The organism is Methanosarcina sp. DH2, assembly GCF_020804225.1.
In the GTDB taxonomy this organism is placed as follows: Archaea; Halobacteriota; Methanosarcinia; order Methanosarcinales; family Methanosarcinaceae; genus Methanosarcina.
The window spans coordinates 72,976-94,071 of sequence record NZ_WJBI01000016.1 but is presented as its reverse complement, the minus strand read 5'-3'; the positions used below and the strand labels follow the sequence as shown (position 1 = coordinate 94,071).

The following is a 21,096-nucleotide window of genomic DNA, read 5'->3' as shown; positions in this document are numbered from 1 at the left end:
CTGAATAAAGGAACCGGTCAGATGAACATACTTTGCGGTTACAACGTAAATATAGATTCCGTATACAGGATAAGCGGAGCCGAAATCTCTGAACTGCTGAGAACTTTTGAAAGGGATGAAATCCTTGAGAAAATAAAAAACCCTCCAGGAAAAATACTTTCCGAATCCGATTTCACGGCAGGGCTCGCCTACTGCATGAAAAATGGGTGTGGAGCAGAATGGCTTGTCTTTGAACAGGGGGTCTTTGAGTTTCTGAAGGACCGCTATTTTGAAAAATCCCTTGTGAGAATGGGGGGAAATGCCGGGATAATGGCAAATGCTCTTTCAGAACTAGGGGCTTCGCGAGTAGTCCCGAATGTTGCAGTTCCTTCAAAGACCCAGCTTTCTCTATTTTCCGAAAAAGCAGTATATTTCCCTGATGCTCCCCTGCAAAAAGAGGGAGATCAGAGGGCAGAATCTGGAAATAGCATATCTGCCTCTTTAAACAATCAGGACCCCATACATTTTGTGTTTGATTTTTCCGAAGGTGAGACCTTTTCCCTTTACGGCACCGAGGTCAGGGTCCCGAGGGAAAACCGTTTCATTGCAACCTGCGATCACTTAAATTTCAGGCTATTTACCAGTCCTGCCTTTGAGAGCTATGCCATGAAGCACGCCGGAGAGATGGACGGCGCACTTATCTCAGGTTTCCACCTCCTGCTTGATACCTATCCTGACGGCAGCACATACAAAGAAGTCATTGAAAATTCTTTTTCCCGGCTAAGGGAATGGAAGGCGAAGAACGAAAAGCTCAGAGTCCATGTGGAGTTCGGGCATTTTGCAAGCAGGGAGATTGCAAATTCTGTCTTTTTAAAGTCTGCCGAAATCTCAGACAGCATAGGAATGAACGAGGACGAGCTTGCAATGTTTAATAACCTGCACGAAATCCCTGCTGAAGGGCTCTTACATATGGAAGCCGAAGCTACAGGAAAGGCAGCCTGTAAACTTGCTTCCCTCTACGGGCTCGGAAAACTTTTCATTCACACCAGGGAGTTCATCCTGGCTGTCTTTAAGCCGGATTCCGGAGACTCGAATGGAGTCGGGTTTTCTGGCGCTTCCGGGATTTCAGAAAAATATGATGAAGGAAAGTGTGATGAAGGAAAGTGTGATGACAAAGAAAGCCCGTCTCTATTCAAAGCAGCTGAAAAAAACCTTGAAGCCATGGGTTTCGGGCTCAGGTGTGCAGGAGCATATGCGGCTTCAGGCAGGCTTGAAGGGCGGGAATTTGTAGAAAAAGAGGCTTCAAAACTGCAGGAGAGCAGGTTTGGAAGGGAGCAGCTGCAGCTTTTCCTCAAAGCCTTCGGTGGAGTTGCCTGCGGGCAGGGAGCTTTTGCTTTAATGGGGGGCCACCTGGTCTGTATACTTCCTACACTGCTTTCCAAATCTCCAATCACTACTGTGGGGCTCGGGGACACACTAACTGCAGGAACTTTTTTGAGGGGGCTTGAACTGGATGTACAGACTTAAACCCGTAATCTTTAACCTTGACTATACCCTCGACTGCGGACAGGTCTTCCGCTGGAAAAGGGATGGAGACTGGTGGACAGGAGTTGTAAAAGACCAGGTTATCCGGCTTTCCCAGGAAGTGGACAGCGGGGAACTGCTGATTGACTCAAAACTCCCGCCTGAGTTTTTCACTGATTACTTTCGTCTGGACGATAACCTGTCCTCAATTTATGAAAGCATAAACAAAGACCTTTTGATAAACAGGGCAATAAACAACTACAGAGGCCTTCGCCTGATCCGGCAGGACCCATGGGAATGCCTGATTTCCTACATGCTTGCCACAGCTTCAAGCATCCCCACCATACAGAAAAGGATCTGCCTTCTGAGCCGGTTTTTAGGGGAGGAACTTGAAGAAGGGTATTTCAGTTTTCCGGGCCCTGAAGCTCTTGCAAATGCGGATATGTCCCTGCTTGACAGGTGCAAGCTCGGCTTCAGGACAGAACGCATACAAGCAGCAGCAGCAGAAGTATGTTCAGGAGAACTGGACTTTGATGCTATCTTCCGCCTTGAGCACAGGTATGCAAGGGAACGCCTTATGAGGCTTCGCGGTATAGGGGAAAAAGTTGCGGACTGCGTCCTCCTTTTCGCCTTTGAGAAAATGGAAGCCTTTCCCGTAGATACCCACATCAGGCAGATCATCCAGCATTATCACATTGATGACAGTTACTTTGAAACCTGCAAAAACCTGAGCTGTATGGGAGAATGGGGACGGGAATACTTCGGACACTACTGCGGGTATGCCCAGGAGTATCTTTATTACCAGAAAAGGGTTGAAGGTTTTGTCTCTCTTTATTAAATTTGATTTTTAGCGATGGTCTCAGTGGATTTGATGTAAAATTAGAAAAATCGAGGTATCAGGTTAACTTTTCAAGAACATCTTCTTTGTCATGCAGGAGTAAATAGCCCTTAATTTTATTAGCTAACTTTTTTGGCACTTTAGATAATTTATCAATTTTTATTCCCGTTATCTTTTCAAGGTCTTCTTGTAGTTCTGTGTATGAGATTTCCTGTAAGGGAATAGTAACAGTATGCTGAACTCCAGAACCAGCAAGTTGAAAACCGGTTGAAATAACAATTTCCTCTCTTATTCCTGAATTTAGAGAAATTGTTATTTCTTGACAAAATTCATCCAGTTTTTTCTCCAGATTTTTCCCTACTTCTCCAATGGCCTTTAATGCAATATCTTCAGAAATAACATTCATAGTATCGATGTTTTCTATCACAAAAAGTAAGATTTCGTATTGTTTTGTCAGAATTTTTTCGGTTTTCATCATTTCAATCTTACTTAATAGGTATTCGTTATCGGGATAGGCTATTACTTTCTTTCGTAAGACATATGCAAGATCCTGTATCTTTTGCTTCATTTCTTCTTGGCTACCGATTTCTAGGTCTTGAATTTCTCTATTAATAGTGCATGCAATTTCTGCTTTAGGAGTTCCTTGAAACTCCTTGCACGCGATCTTTGCTTTCTTTTGAATCTCTTCGAGAAGCTCTTTTAGATTTCTGTCCAGTATAGGCAGCCCTTTTCTCATTGCTATTGTTGCAAAAGGTACTGTTTCTTCTGTTTCTCTCATGAGTTCTGCTGCACGATCACAGTATTTTCTATAGAAATTAAGTTCACCTTTTTTTGCCTCTAAGTCTAGATTTCCCAGATCTTGGACTTCTTTTAATGCATTTGCAAGGTTATTAACTGCTTCAAAAAGCAACTCCTTGCTTTTTGATCCACGAATTGCTCCTTTTGCTTCTACCAGATATTTGTCTACCTCTTCTTTCGCTTCCTGTTTTTTGAAAATAATCGTATGGAAAGAACGGTAAAAAGGAAGGCAAAATTTAGATGGATTCGACCAAACAGGTGATTTTTGTGTTGCGATTTCGAAAAACTTAATTGCTAGTTCTAATTCTTTTTTATACTCATCTTCTTTTTCTGCCTGAGAAGCTCTGAATATAGAAACTTTTCCGAGAGAATGATTTGCATATGCTCTTACACTACTGTTTTGATCATTTGCCAGCGTGCATAAGTCGTTCCAAGCCTGCTGTTTATCTGGAACTTGAGAAAAAGCAGATCCAAGAGCAGAGGCGGCTCCACGCCTCAAATGCCATTCTTTTCCAGTGGCGAGTTTCTGCAAATCGTTCCATGCTAGATGCTTGTCTGGCACTTGGGAAAAAACAGAACCAAGGGCAAGGGAGGCAGTATGATTCACAAAACCGCTTTCATCACTTGCCAGACTGTATAAATAGTTCCATGCCTGCTGTTTATCTGGTATTTGGGAAAACGCAGAACCTAGGGCAGAAGCAGCTCCCCACCTCACAAAACTATCCTCATTATTGATCAGGTTTTGTAAGTCATTCCATGCCTGTTGCTTATCGGAAATTTGAAAGAACGCAAACCCAAGAGCAGAGGCGGCTCTATGCCTTACATATTTGTCTCCATCGGTTGTCAATCTAATTAAGTCGTCCCTTGCCTGTTGTTTATCTGGAACTTGTAAAAATGCAGACCCAAGGGCAGAAGCGGCCACACTCCTTACGCTAGTGTCTTCATCGTTGGTCAGTCTATGTAGGTCGTCCCAAGCTTGTTGTTGATCTGGAAATTGTGAAAATGAAAAACCAAGGGCAAAGACGGCACCAGCCCTTACAATGCCATCTTGATCATTAGTCAGTCTATGTAAATCGTTCCAAGCTTTTTGTTTATCTGATAATTGAGAAAATACAGAACCAAGGGAACAGATGGCCGACATTCTAACAGAACTGTTTTGGTCATTAGTCAGTTTATGTAAGTCGTTCCACGCCTGTTGTTTATCTGGAGCTTGTAAAAATATAGTACGTAGAGCAGAAGCGACCCTATCCCTTACTTCGCTGTCTTCATCATCGGTCAGTCTGTGTAAGTCATTCTGTGCTTGCTCTTTATCTGGCATATAGGAAAACGAAAAACCAATGACTGAAGCGGCTGATTTCCTAACTGAACTGTTTTGATCCTTGGTTAGTATATGTAAGTCATTCCATGCTTGTTGCTTATCAGGCACTTGAAAAAATATAGTATCAAGAGCAGAAGTGGCCTCCGATCTCACAACATCTTCTCCATTGCTGGTTAGTCTATACAAGTCATTCCAAGCTTTTTGCTTATCTGGCTCTTGAGAAAAAGCGAAACCTAGAGCATGAGCGGCCTTCTGCCTCACAAAACTATCCTCATCATTAATCAATTTATGTAAGTCATTCAATGCTTGTTGCTTATCGGGCACTTGAAAAAATATAGTACCAAGAGCAGAAGCGGCTGCAGATCTCACATTACTGTCTTTATCACTGATCAATCTATGTAAGTCGTTCCACGCTTGTTGTTTATCTGGAACTTGGGAAAATGAAGAACCAAGGGCAGAGGCGGCACTAAATCGGATCTTTTTTTCTTTGTCATTGGTCAGTCTATGTAAGTCGTTTTGTGCCCTTTCTTCATCTGGCACTTGGGAAAAGACAGAACCAAGGACTGAAGTAGATACAGATCTTACTTCGCTGTCTTCATCATTGGTAAGTATATGTAAATCATTCCATGCTTGCTGTTTATCTGGCACGTGGAAAAATGCAGACCGAAGAGCAGAAGTACATATATGTCTCACAAAGCTATCTTCATAATTAATGAGTTTTATTAAGTCACTCCATGCTTGTTTTTTATCTGGCACTTCTGAAAATACAGAACCAAGAGTAGAGGCCGCAAACCTCACACCGTTATTTTCATCAGTGACCAGTTTGTATAAATCATTCCATGCCTGCTGTTTATCTGGCACATAGGAAAACACAGAATAAAGAGTAGAAGCGGTCTCATGCCTCACATTACTGTCTTTATCACTTGTCAACTTATGTAAATCAATCCACGCCTGTTGTTTATCAGGTATTTGGGGAAATATAACGCCAAGAGCAGAAGCGGCTGCAGATCTCACATTACTGTCTTTATCACTGGTCAGTTTATGTAAGTCGTTCCAAGCTTTTTGTTTATCTGGTAAGTAGAAAAATACAGAACCAAGAGCAGAAACGGCCTTATACCTTACATAAATGTCTTCACAACTGAGCAATTTAATTAAGATATTCCATACCTGTTCTCTGTTGGGCATCAATGAAAAATTAGACTGTAATTGCTTCAACTCTTTAGCAAGTCCTTTTAAATCTTCGCTAAAAGATTGCTTGTGAATCTCCTCTTGATTTATCAACTGCCCAACACCATAAGTCCCGATAAAACTTAAAGCTTAAAACGGTTTCTTTTTTAGATAGGATTATCAAATAATAGCCACTAAAAAAAGATTTTTGCGGAAAATTCCGCTTTGTGTAAATAACCAAGTAATGAGAAATTACCTGTACTTGATGGTAGATTTACACCCATTTCCTCAAAAAAACCCTGAAATCCGGGTCTTTCAGCCTGCAAATCTCTGCGTTTTCAACGACCTCAAATCCCTCACTCACGCTCTGATGTACCTGTTTCCCGAGGGAGGAGTTTACAAGCAGTTCTTCAAGGAGACCTTTTGCCGTGGGGTATTTACGCCGGATTTCATAGACGTACTTTCCGTCTTCTATATAGCCTCCGAAAACGTTTTCAGCCCCTTCGTACTTGGCTTTGAACTTCTCAGCGTGCTCTCTTACCCATACCGGAGGACCAATTCTTTTTTTGACGTTGGGGAGGGTGCCTGAGATAAGCTCGAGCATGATTACGGTTTCGGGTTTTCCTGACCATACTCCGGTTTTTATCACTGAAAAATCGTACTCGTTCAGGAGGGAAGCTGCAGCCTGTTCCATTTTATACAGCTGCGGGTAGAGCACGTCGTCCACAACATCAGGGGTTTCGAAGACAATTGCAAATTGTGAGCTTTTCCGTATTTCCAGCTTTTCAAGGATTTCTCTGTCCTCGAGGGGCAGGGGGGAGGCAGGGAAGAAGAATTTGAGTTCCGGGTTTTTCAGAAACTCCCGGCAGTGGTCTATAAACATGCAGAATTTGTTAAGGGAAAGAGCTGCTGCAACATTTCGCCTGGGGTCGGTCGGGTCTACTATTACCAGAGGCTCGGTGTGTTCCATTTCCGAGTGCTGCATAATATCTATTTTCTTTCCGGGCTTCCAGGAAGAGGCTGCTTTTACGGAATTTTCGAAAGAGCCGTAGTAAATGATAAGTAGCTCGGTCAGGTAGCCTGAAAAGCCCTGTGTTCTTAATTCTGAACCGTAGACTCCGCCTCCGCGCATGAACTGTTTCATGAGCAGAACCTCGTCCTCATGCCCTTTTATACGGGCTTTTACGAATTCGTTGTGGAAAGGAGTCCTGTCAACTGCGGATTTGAGCTGACATGCCGAGGCAACCCTGAAACAGGGGACAAGATCCACGTCAAAGCCTTTGTAGATGATATTCAGGTAAGGATGTTCGGCATGGCGATCTTCGGCATATTCTGCGTGTTTTGCAACTTCCCTGGCAATCTTCATTCCCCTGATTTCCAGTTCTCTTCTGGGTGTTTCTTCAGGAAAGCTGATAAATACATCAATATCATGGGTGCCTGAGAGCCAGGTGCCTCTTGCAGCAGAACCGACCATTTTTACAAAAATGTCCGGTACACAAAGTTTCTCTGATGCAGCCCGTACTTTCTCGGCAAGCTCCTCCTGAACTGCTGTGAGTTTTTTTCTTTCGGCTTCCGTAGGTTTAATCCTTTCAAGTACGGCAAGCTTCAGGTCTTCTGGAATGCTGGTATTTGTTTCCATGCCCGGGACGGCTCCACATATTATTTCTCGATCCTGAAGGTCAATTTTTGATCCTGCAGATTGATCTTCATTCTCAGATTAGTAGTGATGCTCAAACTGATTATTGATTATTAGACTGGTAATACATCTTAGATTAGTAACAATTCTAAGATTAATTATTGGTACAGTTAATTTATGATTTTACAGAATTTGCGGTTTACAGATCAGAAACCTTCTCTTTTAACTTATAATTTGTGGATCTACAAGTAGAATTTTAAAAAGAAGTCTCTTTTCCTGACTGGAGGATGAGGCCCATACAGGATTCTCTTATATGGGAATGAATCCTGGTTTTCATAAGTATTCTTCAGAGAATCCTGTGGTAAGAAAAATATGTACACTTTAAATAAAATGAGCAGTATTCCTATTTCCCGAATCTGGCAGTTTTGAAGATTTACCTTCTCTTTAATTTTCAGTTTCATCATTCAAATCTTATCGCTTTTTATTCAAATCTTATCGCCCTTTATTCAAATCCTATCGCCCTTTATTCAAATCTTATCGCCCTTTATTCAAATATTATTAGTCCGCCCAAGTTTCATCGGTCCATTTCAAGCTCCATAAAACCCGGTTGTGAAAAAATGTTCGTCTGGCTGTACTGGATTATCACTCTTACAATTGCTACCTATGCATCCGTGTATGTTATTAAAAAAATGCCTGAAAACGGTTTTACGGTACTCACCGCTTTCTATGTGGTTTATCTTGTGGCTTCACAGGTCCTTGCCACGCGTATCATCGTATTTGACCTTGGATTTTACTCTTTCTTTGCTCCTGCAGCAGTTTTTATCTATCCTTTTATTGCCCAGGTAGTGGATATGATTAACGAGGTCTACGGGGAACGGAGGACGCATATTTCTATTCTTATCGCTTTTGCGACCCAGGTATTGTTCGTGCTTTTCATAGGTATGGTCACAAATCTAACCCCTGCTCCTTTCTTTGAACTGGAAGATGCCTGGAGGAGCCTCTTTGGGCTGAGCATAAGAATTACGATTGCAAGCTGGGTCTCTTTTCTGGTCTGCTCGAACCTTGATGCCTGGATCTTTGCATCCCTTAAAAAACGCTTTTTTGAAAAAGAAACGAACTTCAAGCATGATACCATGATAAATCCTTACATCTGGTTGCGCTCAGGTGCAAGTGACATTGTTAATCTCACTCTGGATTCCCTTATCTTTGTCTTTATTGCTTTTTACGGAGTTATGCCTGTTCTTCCTCTGGTTATAGGGCAGCTTATCAGTAAAAATGTAATAGGTTTTCTGGATAATCCCTGGTTTGTGCTCTACAAAAAACTGCTTAAAAAGTAATATATGACCTCTAACTGGTAAAAATATAATATACATTTATATCTCTTCCCGTTTTATTTTTTAAGCCGTTATAATCTCTTATTTCTTATTTTTAGCCCATCTTTCGCCTTCTATATGTTCCGTTTTTTCACTTTATACAGTCAGAATTGCCCAAAAACTTTTATCTGATTAGTCTAATATCTAGAAATGCATATAGTTGAATATTTTAATATTTTAATATCTTTAAAAGTAAACAGGGGTATTCGGGTCAAGGGAAATGTCCAGGGAGTGTTCAGGAAACTTTTCTGTTTCTATTTTCTCCCGGGCTTCCAGATGGCTTCACCCGCTTCTCCATTATATCAAAAGGAGGTCTAACTTGGGGATTAAAAAATATATAAAAATACTATGTCTTTTTCTGGTGCTCGGATTGCTATGTGAAACTGCAGCTGCACAGGTTTCAGGTTCAACAGGCAACCGCATCTGGGATGAAAACGCAGGCCAGAACCTTACCTATACCTGGACGCCCCAGACGTACTCAGGTTTTTATTATGACCTTGATACCGGGGAAGGCTCCGAGAATATGACAATCCAGCTTACCTCGGGCAGTCGGAGCGTCGAGAGAAATGGATTGCGGTATGAAACCCGACTCATTGAGACGGAATTCGAATATGGGAATTGGGGCTCATATCAGGTTATAGGGTTTATGGCAGAGCGGTATTTTGCAGGGTACACAGCAAACTCCAGCTTTGTAGATGACGATGTCAGTGTAATCTCAGATGGACAGCTTTCGAAGATACTGATTGATAGTGACGATAGGAAATCCCTGTATTCGGGCTCTTCCCTCATACTTGAAGAAGGTTATTCCCTGAATATTGTGGAAGTGGACATTAATGGGGATACCGTATGGGTACAGCTCGAAAAGGACGGGGACGTGATAGATGATGGCTTCCTCTCTTCCAACAGTAATTATGTTTATGAAACCGAGCTTGGAGATGCGGACGATGTACCCCTTATCGCAGTCCATTTAGCTCAGATCTTCAGTGGTAGAGAGACCAATGCGGTTTTTGTAGAAGGGATTTTCCAGATCTCGGATGAATATGTCCAGATTGAGAATGGGGACAGATTCGGGAAAATGGAAATAAGTTCCACTTCAAGTTCCGGGATCACAATGAGAAACCGTGATTCTATTTCCCTCAGCAGGGGAGATACAGTCGATATTATGGGAAAACTCAGTTTTATTGTGGCTGATGCCAGCGAACTCCGTTTTGCCCCCATAGTTGAGACTTCAGAGCCCGGAACCTATGAGCTGAGGGGCACTGTCTACGACGAAGTGTTCAACACCACTGTCTGGACGCCTTACAACTTCGAAGGATTCTATTACAGCATCGATGAAAACGTTTCCACCGAAAGCCTGACTCTCAGAGAAGGAATAAGCGGAAGGTCAATTAATGACGATGCGCTTGTTTATTCCACAAGCCCGGCACTTGTAAAATTCGAGCAGGAAAGTTGGGGAAGCTATGAAGTTATAGGGTTCATGGCCGAGAAGTATTTTGCGGGTTATCCGGCTAATACTTTTGGAAACTCAAGAAATGTGAGTGTGCTTTCGGATGATATCCTCTCAAAAGTCCTGATTGATGACGATAACAGAAAATCTATGTTTACCGGCTCTTCAATAGCTCTTGAGAACGGTTACTCCCTCAAGGCTTCGGAAGTTGACGTTAACGGAAACAGAGTACTCGTTGAGCTGTACAAAGATGGGCGGCTGCTGGATTCGGGAATAGTTCCCAGTAACGGGGACTACATTTATGAAGCAGATATCGGTGGGGCTGAAGATGTCCCTATGATTGCAGTCCATGTAAGCACTGTCTTCAGGTCGCGGGAAACGGATGCTGTGTTTATAGAAGGAATCTTCCAGATCTCGGACGATTACCTTGAGCTTTCCCAGGGCGACTCTTTCGGCAGGATGGAAATAAGCACGATTTCCAGCTCAGGAATTACGATGAGAAATGAGGACTCGATTTCCCTCTCAAGGGGTAATACCATTAACCTGATGGGCAACGTTAAGTTCAGGGTTGCTGATGATTCGTCTGTTCTGCGCTTCTATCCCTTTGTAGAAATCGAAAGTGCTGCACAGGATCAGCTGGTAATTGAAGTTCCAGATGTCTTTGTGGTCGGACAGGCGGCAGAAATCTCGGTGACGGCAAGAGACGCTGCAGTGAGTGATGTTGAACTCCTTCTTGGAAATCAGAGCATCGGATCCACGGGAGACGATGGAATTCTCACGTACACCCCCAGCCAGGAAGGTGACTTTACCCTGACCGCAAACAAGGCCGGATATATCTCCGGAAGTAAAGATGTAGACATTGTCGGAACAGGCGTCCTGAAACTGCTTCTCTCAGTTTCTCCTGAAACCGTCAGAGAAGGAGACCAGATAAGTATAATGGTTACCGACTCGGCAGAAAACCAACCTGTTTCCGGGGCAGATGTTTTCTTTGGCGGACAGAAAATTGAAGGACAGACGGGTGCAAACGGTATTGTGTCTTACTGGGTAACTGCTCCAGGTACATTTACGGTAAATGCTACAAAGGCAGGTTATGAGGAAGGAGAAACTATTGTTGAGGTTTCTGAAGACAGAGCCAGTTTTGAATTCTCGGACCTCTCAATTGAACCTGCTTCTGTTGAAGGCGGAGACGCAGTTACTATCCAGGTGAACGTTACAAACGCAGGGAACATTGCAGGAGAAACAGAAGTGGAACTCCTGATCAACGGTGAGTCCGTGGACTCTGAAACCGTGAGCCTGGGAGCTGGTGAGAGTACATTGGTTGAGTTCTCCCATACTGAGGAAGAAGCGGGAACATATACCGTTGAGGTCGGAGATTTGAGCGGAAGTTACGATGTAACGGAATCGACTCCCTTCTTCAGCGGCATTGCAACCCTGGGAATACTCGCCACGGCATTTATACTGCTTCGGAAAAGAAGGAACTAAACCCGATTTGGACATTTCTTCTGTAGCAGGGACCGGAAATTAATTTTTTGATTCCGGTCTTTTTCCTCTTTTTTCTTAGTACACTTCAACCTGATACTTTCTGGACCTTAATTTGATAGTCCCCAGAATCTTAATTGAATACTTTCTCTGATATTTCACCGGAGGCTTTCCCTTTGCTTTCCCTTTATATCTGTCTTGAGACTGCTTCTTTTGACCCTGGGGCCATTTTTTCAATTCCGATATTATAACGATACCCAATAGGCTGTCTTGCGTTCCGTAAAGAGAAAAAAGCTGTAAAAAATAAAAAACGGAAAAAGAGTATCTGTAAGCAACTATCAAGCAGGACCCAATTCTATTTTGTTTACACATTTTCCGGTTTTCGATGTCGTTTCAAATCTTTACTTTTTGGTTTCTCTATCTTTTTTCGTGGAAATAACCGCTCTCTTTTGTCGAACGTAACAAAAAAAGTGTTGTTACGCAGAGATAATATAATATAAATGGAATAGTAAGCAGGAATGTAAGAGAAGGAGTACCATGCTTGAATCCCTGAGTGCCTTTATTACCGACTACGGTTATCTGAATCTTTTTATTCTGAGTTTTCTGGCTTCTACGGTTTTTCCTTTTGGGTCGGAGGCTCTGGTAATCGCTCTCGTTTATCAGGGTTTCAGTCCTTTTACTGTAGTTATGGTAGCTACTGCTGGCAACTTTCTTGGATCATGCACCACTTATTACCTGGGTTTAAAAGGGCGGCATGTACTTGAAAGATATCTCTCTCCTTCACCTGAAAAGCTCGAGAAAAGTGAAAGGCTTTTTAATAAATATGGAGTCTACACTCTGCTTTTTACCTGGGTTCCGGGTATAGGGGATGTGATTACCATGGTTGCAGGGCTTATGCAGCTTCCCTTCAGGTCTTTCTCAGTCCTGGTTTTTCTTGGTAAATTCGGGCGCTATCTTGCAGTTGCTTATTCTGTAGTGTTTTTTAGTAACGGATTTTAAGGTCTGTCATCTATTAAATGAATATAAGAGTTTATTCGATGAAAAACGAAATTTAAGGCTTATATATTGTAAAAATCGGTTTTAAATTGTAGAAGCCGCTTTTAAATTTTTAAAATTAGCTTTTAAATTTTTGCCCTTCTAAATTCGATTAACTGTTCCTGTTGCGGGCGGGTTTGATTTTATCATACGGATTTCTCATTTTTTGCTTTTTCTTTTTTTACTTTTATTTTTCTCTCATTTTCAAATGGATTTTTCATCATCCAGGTAGATCTTCCTTTTAAATCTTCTTATTTTTCTTCTACTGTACACCCTGTCTGGCGATCTTATTTCAAGACTTCTTTTCTAAAAGAAGCAAATAGATATACTTATATATTTAAGGATACAATACTTTTTTGCTAAAGCAATTTTAGTTGATTTTTATTTGCTTTGCTTGCCATTTCGACCTGTCTTCCAGGTTCTTAAAACGGAAACTATCTACTGTTATAACCTCCACTTTTATTTTTTTCTATCTTTTCTTTTTTACTTCTATTTTTTTCAATCCTGGACAATTTTACTTTCTTTCAGCTAGTTTCTCCGTTTCCTGCTAGTGAAATTGATTGTCTATTTCTTCACATTAGCTTAACAATTTCTATAGACGCTAATTTCCTTTAAATTATTCTTTATGGGGCATAATTTATCTACTGGTTTATACCTCCGATTACTCAAGTTTGCTTGTTCTGTCCTATTTTCTCGAAATATTAAGAGCCCTACCACCTTTGAACTAATTTTATAGGTTCCCGCGCACCTGCTTCTCTCTCACCGTAACCTTTATGTATTTATTAACTCAATTTAACTTGACTTAATCCCACTAATATTTACTTGATATCCTTGCGGTGATCCGATGCATATAATGGAAGGTTTTTTACCGACTCCCTGGTGGCAGGCCTGGTTTGCAGTGTCCATTCCAGTGATACTGTATGGCATTCATAAAATGAATCGGCTGGTGAACGAAAAACGCGAAATATTGCCTCTCCTTGCTGTCGCAGGTGCGTTTATTTTTGTGCTATCTTCCCTTAAACTGCCTTCGGTAACAGGAAGCTGTTCTCATCCTACAGGAACCGGGATTGCAGCAATTATATTCGGTCCGGCAATATCTGCAGTGCTCGGGACTATCGTGCTTTTATACCAGGCACTTTTCCTTGCGCATGGAGGATTTACAACCCTTGGAGCAAATGTTTTTTCCATGGGCATCGTTGGCCCTGTGGCAGTATACCTGGTTTATAAGGCAGGGATGAAAACAAAGCTCAATTTCTATGCCGTGGTTTTCCTTGCAACAGCTTTTGGGGACTGGGCAACTTATGTAACCACCTCTGTAGAACTTGCTCTTGCATATCCTGCAGGAGGAGCACTCACCTTTGCAGGCTTTATGAGTTCATTCGGCAAATTTGCTGCAGTCTTTGCAATTACCCAGCTGCCTCTTGCAATCATGGAAGGAGCTGTCAGTGCTCTGCTCTTCAAGTATGTGGTCAATGTCAAGAGTGATATCCTGGTTGAAATGAAAGTTCTTGAAGATGCTGTCGTAAGAAAACTGAGAGGGACTTCCGCATGAGCAAAAAACTGGAACTTATCGTACTCGCAATTATCCTTATCTTTGCAGTACAGTTCATTTATATGTCGTCCACAACGGACGCTGAATATGGAGGAGCTGACGGACAGGCTGAAGACGTAATAAACGAAATCACTGGCGGAACCTACGAACCAAATGCAGAACCTTTTTGGGAGCCTCCAAGCGGGGAAATCGAAAGTCTTCTCTTTGGCCTTCAGGCAGCTATCGGTGCAGGGGTTATCGGCTACTTCCTTGGCTATTACAGGGCTAAAAGCCGCTATAAAAAAGATCTTGGATACAAAGACAAAAGTAATTCCGATGGCGACCGACAGTCTCTATAATTTCTTCTTCTGCCCTTTTATTCTCCTTCTTTCCAGGGAGGAAAGTTTTTATCTTTTGCCTTTTATTTTTAACCTTTGATTTCTGATTTCATTTACCTATCTGCGGGTTCTCCACATGACCAATATCCTTGACGATTACGCCCTTATGAGCCCTCTCAGGCACAAAAACAACTGGTTAAAGCTGACAATAGTTCTTTTCGGGCTGCTTGTAGGAGTTTCATCCACTTCCCCTATAACTCCTCTTTTCATAGCCCTGTGCATGAGCTTTACAACAGTTGCTCTCGGCAGGGCTCCACTTAAATTATACCTGAAACTCCTGCTCGCCCCTGTAGGTTTTGCATTTACGGGTGTGGTTATCATAGCCTTCTTCTCCGGATCAGGGCAGGAGATCCTGTCCTTTGAACTTGCAGGTTATCCTTTCTCGGTAAAGGCAGACGGGCTTGAGCTTGCTCTCCTCGTGCTTTCACGGTCCTTAAGCGGGATGTGCTGCCTTTACTTCCTTTCGCTTACAACTCCAATGATAGAACTTTTTGCCGTGCTCAAGGCTTCCAGGCTTCCGGAATCACTTATAGAGCTTTCCATGCTGATTTACCGGTACATCTTTGTTTTCCTGGATATGGCTATGTCTATTAAGTATGCCCAGACTGTAAGGTTAGGCTACTCCAACTTCAGGCGCTCCCTCAGTTCAATTGGCATGCTTGGAAGTACACTTTTTATAAGGTCCTGGGAGCAGGGAGACAAACTCTTTCTTGCGATGAATTCCAGGTGTTACGACGGAAAAATGACCCTCTTCGAAGTAAACAGGCCGGTAAGGGCAGTAGAACTTCTGCTAACTTCTGCTTATTTCCTTTCAGCTCTTGCACTTTTTTATTTTACAAAAAACATATCCATTGTTTGAGGTAAAAGATTATGATTATTCTTGAGACCAGGAGCCTTAAATACACCTACCCGGACGGGACTGCAGCTGTCCAGGGCATAAATATCGAGATCAAAAAAGGAAAAAAGATTGCCTTTGTAGGGCAGAACGGCTCCGGGAAGTCCACTCTTTTCCTGCTCCTGAACGGGACCTTAAAGCCACAAGAAGGTGAAATCCTCTTCCATGGAGCACCTTTTAAGTATGATTCGAAGTCCCTCAGGGAAATCCGGAAATCCGTAGGAATCGTTTTTCAGAACTCCGATGACCAGATCTTTGCCCCCACAGTGTATCAGGACGTAGCTTTCGGGCCGGCAAACCTGGGTTATTCAAAAGAAAGAGTCGATGCCTGTGTGCAGCATGCCCTTGAGCATGTCGGGCTCTCCCGCCTGAAGGACAAGCCTCCACATCACCTGAGCGGAGGGCAGAAAAAGAGGGTTGCAATTGCGGGGGTGATGGCTATGGAGCCTGAAGTGATCATCCTTGACGAGCCCCTTTCAAATCTTGATCCTGTTGGAGCAGACGAGATCATGGATCTGCTCAACGAATTTAATCACTTTGGCAGTACGATCATCATATCCACCCACGATGTGGATCTGGCTTACCGCTGGTCTGACTATGTGTACCTCATGTCGAACAGCAAACTAATAGGGCAGGGGACACCTGCAGAGGTCTTCAAAGAGCAGGAGCTTCTTAAAAAAGCAGGTCTGCGCCAGCCAACTACCCTTGAGATTTATCATGAAATTGAGAGAAGAGGGCTCGCATACGGCAAAAACTCCCCTAAAACCATACCTGACCTTGTCAATACTTTAAAGCCTCTCGACCTGATGTGGGTTGAGGTCCCTCCCGGAGTCCGGGAAGGTGATAACCTGAACCTCGGGGTCATGTACGGGGAGTATGCGACTCAGTCTCCTTACGAAGCGATTAATGCAACTGTTCTGCACATCCACCCTGACGGCAGGGCTATTGTTGAGCTCAAGCGCAAAGGTATTAAAGCCGGTGGGGTGCTACTTTACGATACTGACAATTATTCCCTGCCAGAAGTCAGGCAAATCATTACAGAAGGAGAAATTGCCTTCGTGGGGGCAATGGGCAAGAAAAGCAAGACTCTTGCAGAACAGGACGGGATCCGCCTGGATGTTACCACAGGCGTTATAGATAAGTCGATCCTTATGGCACTCTGTGGAAAACGCTGCCTTATCCTGACAGCAGGCGGAATGGTAGACCATGCCCTGAAAAGAACCCGCGAGTATGTGGAAAAAAGCGGGATAGAATTTACCGTGGGTGTGGTTAACAGGGAAGGCGGGTGCAAGTGGCTCGAAGAGACCGATGAAAAGTCTGGAGCGCTTAAAATATAATTTTTTTCTTTTTCTTTTTCTTTTTCTTTTTGCAACTATTTTTCTGTTTATTTTCCATTTTTCTTTAGATTCTTTTGAATGCCCGTTGGCTTCTTTTGAACACTCGTCAAGTCCTTTTGAGTATACTTCTCCCCAGAAAAAAATCTGGCCGGGTTGAGGAATAAATTAATAATATCTTAGCTCCAACATTGTTTGAGAGGGCAGGGAATTGGGAATTAAAAGACCGAAGTTTTCCAGTAGAAATTTTCCAGTAAAAATTTTCCAGTTAAAAAACAATCTGTCCTTTCTCAATGCTTTATCATGTGAGGTTTGGTAAAGATGCATGCGAAAGGTCTGGTAAAGAAGAATCAGTCTAATATGAAGATTCTATCCAAACTGTTAGTAATAATAGGTGCTTTGAACTGGGGTCTTGTAGGGCTCCTGAACTTCGATCTGGTAGCAACTCTTTTTGGGAAGAAATCAGTCATCTCGAAGCTGGTCTACATTCTGGTGGGCCTGTCTGGAGTCTACTTGATAATGATTTATAAGGAAAAATATTCATACTTGAAAAAGTACTGGCATACAAAAGGCGAGAAGAAGTATAGTGGCAAGCAATACAGCTGGAGTGGAATTCCATAAATAATGGAATTTCCTTTTCAACCGGATTTGCTAGAATACTTCCTTGAATATTGTCTTGAATGCACATTTCGAACCCTGCCACTATAAGACAATAATGTTTGATTATTGGACATTTTATTGACCTTATATCAACGAAATGACTTTTTAGTATAGCATAGTGGCACAAGAGTGCCAGGGTTTGAAATGTGTATTGAATCATATAAGGTATATTTAATCTTATATCTATTAGAAAGTATAGGCAGTAAGTCATTTTTACAAATTATAATCAAATCACAAAACAGGGCTAAAACAAAAAAAAGTAATTTACTTACTTCCAGGCACTTTTTTAATTAGAGGTCACCTTTAAAGGTGTATCACATCTAAACAAACATAAACTGGTTTGCTACTTCTTTTTTAGTGGTCAGCGGCGCAAAATTTAGAAAATTCACATTGTAATGCCAGAACAATTTCAAAATCTATAAAAACTCCCCTTTCTTAATACCAGGTATGCAGGAGATTATTTTTATCGATGAAGGCAGCCTTCCCACACCTGAAGGTGTCACAAGGGAGTGGATAAAGGCTGCAGCTGAAAATCGAAATGAAGACGAAAAACTCTTTTCAATAATAAGGGAGGCTTTCCAGAGAAAAATTAATGTGGGAGTGCAAGTTCCCACATATCCTCAGTTTAGGGATATGATAGGTCAGTTTCTTGATATCATAAAAGACGAAAAAAACTGTTATGAGCCTTATGTATTGAAAGAGGAGAATGCAAAGATCCTTGAGCTGGAAATAATCGATGAAGTCGCAAAAAAATATAAAAAAGAGACAGGAAAGACTCTTGAAGTTAGGGTTTGTATTGCAGGCCCTACAGATATGTATCTTCAGGCTTTCGGGGCAACAGCTTTTGCGGACGCATATCATATCCTTGCACTGGATATTGAGAAATTCATTAAACAGGCATTTAAAACAGCAAAAAATTTCAAAATCAAAGTTATAGCTCTGGATGAAATCAGCCTGGGATTAAACGATAAGATTCAGTTTTCTGACGCTGACATCATATCGGCTCTTACGGTTGCCTCTACCTATGCTCGGCAACAGGGAGCGGATATGGAGATTCATGTATATTCCCCATTGAAGTATAAGCTTATATGTGAGACCCCTATCAATGTCATAGGATTTGAGTATGCGGGAACTCCTTCCTATCTTGATCTTCTGGACCGAAAAGTACTGGAGGATTCAAATACTTATGTAGGAGTCGGAGTATCAAGAACCGACATTTTCAGTCTTATAAGTATTATCAATGAAAAGTACGGAATTAATGCCTGGAAGGAAAAGGAGTACGTGCAAAAAATAGTGACTGAGTTAGAGACTCCAGATATTATAAAAAAGAGGCTTGAAACGGCTTTTTCCATTCTTGGAGATCGCATAAAGTATGCGAATCCGGACTGTGGGCTGGCATTCTGGCCTGATCCGGACCTTGCTTTCAAGCTGCTTAAGAATACAGCAAAAGGTATCAATCAATTTAATGCAGAAAAGAAGGATCAGTGAATAGATTAGACTAAGAGTCTATCTGAAAAGTATTATAACCTGCTGTGGGTTTTACTTTTACCCCGGCCATCAGATCCTTTTTTGTTTGGATTGTGAGTGCCAGGTAAACCTTATAAACTTATCAGCTAAGAATTATAACATTATAGTTCCATGTAAGTCTTCTTTAGCAGAAGCGCATCTTCTTCCAGGATCGGGCTTTCGCAAATGACCCGTCCCCGAACCTCGAATTCTTTAAGGGCTTTTAAAAGTTCAGGATAATTAAAGTCTGATTCTTTAAGGGTCAGATGTCTTTTTTCCCCATTCCTGTCATATTCTATTCCCGACACGTGCATGTGCATGTTTGTAAGTCCTTCCTTTCCAAGAGCATCCTCTACTTTCGAAAGAATTGCCATAAATTCCGGATAGGAATTTTCCTTTCCTTCTCTTGCATGCATATGGGAAAAGTCCAGACAGGGCATAACCCCTTCGATTTCTTCGCTTAAGGCAATCACTTCCTCAAGGGTTCCAAACTGCGTACGTTTGCCCATAGTCTCCGGGCGAAGGACTGCGGGTATCCCTTCATCTCTGAGCTGCCCTGTGAGCTCTCTGAGGGCTTTTGAGACATTTTCATAGACAGCCTGTTTGCTGCTCTTCTGGTAAAAGGCTGCATGCAGTATTATTGACTCTGCTCCGCAGAGGCTGCCTATCCTTGCAGCCTGATAGATCCTTTCCATGCTGGCTTTTAATTTCTCTTCTTCCGGGGAGTTCAGGTTGATGTAATAAGGCGCATGTACACTCAGGGCTATGTTTTCTTTTCTGGCTGTTTCCAGAACATTTCCTGCCCCTTTTTCACCCATACGTACTCCCTGCACGAACTCCAGTTCCATGCAGTCGAGACCCAGTTCTCTGACACGCGCAATTCCTGCGGTACTGTTGCTGGCTTTTGTGCTTCTGGGAACCCCTGCAGTCCCAAAAATAAGTTTTTCTGATGACATGTTTTTCAAAATTGCTCTTTATTTCTCTTTTTTAGAGTGCCTTCTTTTCAGGGTACCTTTTTCCAGGGTACCTTTTTCCAGGATACCTTTTTTCAGGATACCTTTTTTCAGGATACCTTTTTTCAGGATACCCTTTTTCCAGAAAGACTTTAAAATATTTTCATCTGTTTAGAAAATTCCCACAAAATCCTTTAATTGCTTTGCCCTTTCAGGAGACACTTTTTCTGTGACTACCGCAACCAGTTCTTCAAGGTCCTCGTCAAGAGACTGGACATCCTCTTTTCCTTCAAGGGCGAGCCCTACAAGATAGTCAAGTTCATCCGCGTTCAACCTTTCGAGCCTTTCCCTGAAGTCTTCAGGAGATTCGGCAAATTTGTGTGAGACCGGACGCAGTATAAAGGGGAAATGATGTCCTGCTTCCCTTGACATCGTTTTTCCTCCTGCTTCCGGGGCGAGCTTATTAAAAATCTCGATATCTTTTTCTGTAAATTCTCTGGGCATGTAATCACTTTATAATTGTGTCTTCACTTTATGATTGTGTCCTGATTTATACCTATTGAAGAGGGGGTTTCCGGAAAATTACAGGTATTTCAGGATTCGAACCTATTTTTCAAGCCTCTTTTTTTAACCTTCCGTGCCTGTCAATTTCTCCTTGTGCAATCCTCGTAGAAGAAATCGGGGTTCCGTCTTCAGCCATCACATATTCGACGTATACAATTTCCAGAGGTTTCTTTTCTTTTTTCTCTCTGATGCTGTTAATCTTAAGGGCGACCGGATAGGTCTCAGGGGAGACAATTATGTAGTCGAAATCCTCTTCCAGAGTTGGGCCGCAGGGATCATTCAGACTGGTGACTTCATATTTTTCTTCCGGAATCCCCATTTCTTTTATGTATTCAAGCAGCCGGAACCTCCTGTTTTCATAACTGTCTACATCGTGGCTTTTTCGCAACATTTCGTCCGAAGTAAGCCCTATGTGGACTTTTCCGCTCCCTGCTATCTCAAAAGCTTTTTCAATTAGTTTGGCGTGTCCGTCATGAAGATACTGAAACGTACCGCCTACGGCGACTTTTGGCATGATGGGTGATAATCTACTAAGTAAAAAGAAGTTTTGGTTTTTTTCGGTTTTCCAGAGAATTTCTAGAAAATTTCTTCATTTTTTCTCCTTTTTTTTGTAAGTGTAGCTGTCGGAAAAGACCTCTTATTTCTCCTCCTTTTTGCCAGG

General features: G+C 42.2%; 16 protein-coding genes. 11 read left to right on the top strand and 5 right to left on the bottom strand.

The annotated features are described in order from the left end of the window. The first annotated feature begins 21 nt into the window (after positions 1-21). The gene (locus FXV91_RS15825; protein ID WP_229391647.1) at positions 22-1,506 is read left to right on the top strand and encodes an ADP-dependent glucokinase/phosphofructokinase; all 1,485 of its coding nucleotides are present in this window, start codon (positions 22-24) and stop codon (positions 1,504-1,506) included. Continuing rightward, positions 1,493-2,341: a DNA-3-methyladenine glycosylase gene (locus tag FXV91_RS15820; protein WP_229391646.1), complete on the top strand. Its 849-nt coding sequence runs from the start codon at positions 1,493-1,495 to the stop codon at positions 2,339-2,341. Before FXV91_RS15825 ends, FXV91_RS15820 begins: the two co-directional genes overlap by 14 nt. A gap of 58 nt (positions 2,342-2,399) precedes the next feature. Here FXV91_RS15820 and FXV91_RS15815 read toward each other — a convergent pair whose 3' ends face one another. Together FXV91_RS15815 and cca are read right to left on the bottom strand one after the other, a co-directional pair. After that, positions 2,400-5,738: a HEAT repeat domain-containing protein gene (locus FXV91_RS15815; RefSeq protein ID WP_229391645.1), complete on the bottom strand. Its 3,339-nt coding sequence runs from the start codon at positions 5,736-5,738 to the stop codon at positions 2,400-2,402. Between the two features lie 160 nt (positions 5,739-5,898). Next, positions 5,899-7,263, bottom strand: a complete 1,365-nt coding sequence (cca, locus tag FXV91_RS15810; RefSeq protein WP_229391644.1) for a CCA tRNA nucleotidyltransferase — start codon at positions 7,261-7,263, stop codon at positions 5,899-5,901. A gap of 614 nt (positions 7,264-7,877) precedes the next feature. Between cca and FXV91_RS15805 the strand changes: the two genes are divergently transcribed. From FXV91_RS15805 to FXV91_RS15765, 9 genes are all read left to right on the top strand, one after another. Then, positions 7,878-8,597: a queuosine precursor transporter gene (locus FXV91_RS15805; protein WP_229391643.1), complete on the top strand. Its 720-nt coding sequence runs from the start codon at positions 7,878-7,880 to the stop codon at positions 8,595-8,597. Positions 8,598-8,952: 355 nt separating this feature from the next. Then, complete coding sequence (locus FXV91_RS15800; protein ID WP_229391642.1) at positions 8,953-11,562, top strand: S-layer protein domain-containing protein; 2,610 nt, start codon at positions 8,953-8,955, stop codon at positions 11,560-11,562. A gap of 534 nt (positions 11,563-12,096) precedes the next feature. Further along, complete coding sequence (locus FXV91_RS15795; RefSeq protein WP_229391641.1) at positions 12,097-12,558, top strand: YqaA family protein; 462 nt, start codon at positions 12,097-12,099, stop codon at positions 12,556-12,558. Positions 12,559-13,438: 880 nt separating this feature from the next. Then, positions 13,439-14,146 carry an energy-coupling factor ABC transporter permease gene (locus FXV91_RS15790; protein WP_229391640.1) on the top strand — a complete coding sequence of 236 codons (708 nt, stop codon included), beginning with the start codon at positions 13,439-13,441 and terminating at the stop codon, positions 14,144-14,146. After that, entirely contained in the window at positions 14,143-14,484 is a 342-nt protein-coding gene (locus FXV91_RS15785) for an energy-coupling factor ABC transporter substrate-binding protein (protein WP_229391639.1), read from the top strand. The genes FXV91_RS15790 and FXV91_RS15785 overlap by 4 nt, the downstream gene beginning before the upstream one ends. Positions 14,485-14,599: 115 nt before the next feature. Continuing rightward, positions 14,600-15,382, top strand: coding sequence for a cobalt ECF transporter T component CbiQ (gene cbiQ / locus FXV91_RS15780; protein ID WP_229391638.1), 783 nt, complete (start codon positions 14,600-14,602; stop codon positions 15,380-15,382). Positions 15,383-15,393: 11 nt separating this feature from the next. Further along, complete coding sequence (locus FXV91_RS15775) at positions 15,394-16,755, top strand: ATP-binding cassette domain-containing protein (RefSeq protein ID WP_229391637.1); 1,362 nt, start codon at positions 15,394-15,396, stop codon at positions 16,753-16,755. A gap of 318 nt (positions 16,756-17,073) precedes the next feature. Beyond that, a complete protein-coding gene (locus FXV91_RS15770) occupies positions 17,074-17,373 on the top strand; it encodes a DUF378 domain-containing protein (protein WP_229391636.1) in 300 nt (99 codons plus the stop codon). Between the two features lie 486 nt (positions 17,374-17,859). Further along, a complete protein-coding gene (locus FXV91_RS15765) occupies positions 17,860-18,900 on the top strand; it encodes a methionine synthase (RefSeq protein ID WP_229391635.1) in 1,041 nt (346 codons plus the stop codon). 140 nt (positions 18,901-19,040) lie between these two features. On the opposite strand, the gene FXV91_RS15760 is transcribed toward FXV91_RS15765, so the two are convergent. The 3 genes from FXV91_RS15760 to FXV91_RS15750 all read right to left on the bottom strand — a co-directional run bounded on the left by FXV91_RS15760 (position 19,041) and on the right by FXV91_RS15750 (position 20,949). Continuing rightward, complete coding sequence (locus FXV91_RS15760) at positions 19,041-19,874, bottom strand: deoxyribonuclease IV (protein WP_229391634.1); 834 nt, start codon at positions 19,872-19,874, stop codon at positions 19,041-19,043. Positions 19,875-20,042: 168 nt separating this feature from the next. Further along, complete coding sequence (locus FXV91_RS15755; protein WP_229391633.1) at positions 20,043-20,375, bottom strand: hypothetical protein; 333 nt, start codon at positions 20,373-20,375, stop codon at positions 20,043-20,045. A gap of 109 nt (positions 20,376-20,484) precedes the next feature. Then, entirely contained in the window at positions 20,485-20,949 is a 465-nt protein-coding gene (locus FXV91_RS15750) for a phosphopantetheine adenylyltransferase (protein ID WP_229391632.1), read from the bottom strand. Positions 20,950-21,096: the final 147 nt, after the last annotated feature.

What these genes read in the sequence shown, in the direction of transcription:
- FXV91_RS15765 (WP_229391635.1), top strand. Translation starts at nt 17,860, where the DNA reads ATGCAGGAGATTATTTTTATCGATGAAGGCAGCCTTCCCACACCTGAA.
- FXV91_RS15820 (WP_229391646.1), top strand. Translation starts at nt 1,493, where the DNA reads ATGTACAGACTTAAACCCGTAATCTTTAACCTTGACTATACCCTCGAC.
- cca (WP_229391644.1), bottom strand. Translation starts at nt 7,263, where the DNA reads ATGGAAACAAATACCAGCATTCCAGAAGACCTGAAGCTTGCCGTACTT.
- FXV91_RS15785 (WP_229391639.1), top strand. Translation starts at nt 14,143, where the DNA reads ATGAGCAAAAAACTGGAACTTATCGTACTCGCAATTATCCTTATCTTT.
- FXV91_RS15770 (WP_229391636.1), top strand. Translation starts at nt 17,074, where the DNA reads ATGCATGCGAAAGGTCTGGTAAAGAAGAATCAGTCTAATATGAAGATT.
- FXV91_RS15795 (WP_229391641.1), top strand. Translation starts at nt 12,097, where the DNA reads ATGCTTGAATCCCTGAGTGCCTTTATTACCGACTACGGTTATCTGAAT.
- FXV91_RS15755 (WP_229391633.1), bottom strand. Translation starts at nt 20,375, where the DNA reads ATGCCCAGAGAATTTACAGAAAAAGATATCGAGATTTTTAATAAGCTC.
- FXV91_RS15775 (WP_229391637.1), top strand. Translation starts at nt 15,394, where the DNA reads ATGATTATTCTTGAGACCAGGAGCCTTAAATACACCTACCCGGACGGG.
- FXV91_RS15825 (WP_229391647.1), top strand. Translation starts at nt 22, where the DNA reads ATGAACATACTTTGCGGTTACAACGTAAATATAGATTCCGTATACAGG.
- FXV91_RS15760 (WP_229391634.1), bottom strand. Translation starts at nt 19,874, where the DNA reads ATGTCATCAGAAAAACTTATTTTTGGGACTGCAGGGGTTCCCAGAAGC.
- FXV91_RS15790 (WP_229391640.1), top strand. Translation starts at nt 13,439, where the DNA reads ATGCATATAATGGAAGGTTTTTTACCGACTCCCTGGTGGCAGGCCTGG.
- FXV91_RS15750 (WP_229391632.1), bottom strand. Translation starts at nt 20,949, where the DNA reads ATGCCAAAAGTCGCCGTAGGCGGTACGTTTCAGTATCTTCATGACGGA.
- FXV91_RS15805 (WP_229391643.1), top strand. Translation starts at nt 7,878, where the DNA reads ATGTTCGTCTGGCTGTACTGGATTATCACTCTTACAATTGCTACCTAT.
- cbiQ (WP_229391638.1), top strand. Translation starts at nt 14,600, where the DNA reads ATGACCAATATCCTTGACGATTACGCCCTTATGAGCCCTCTCAGGCAC.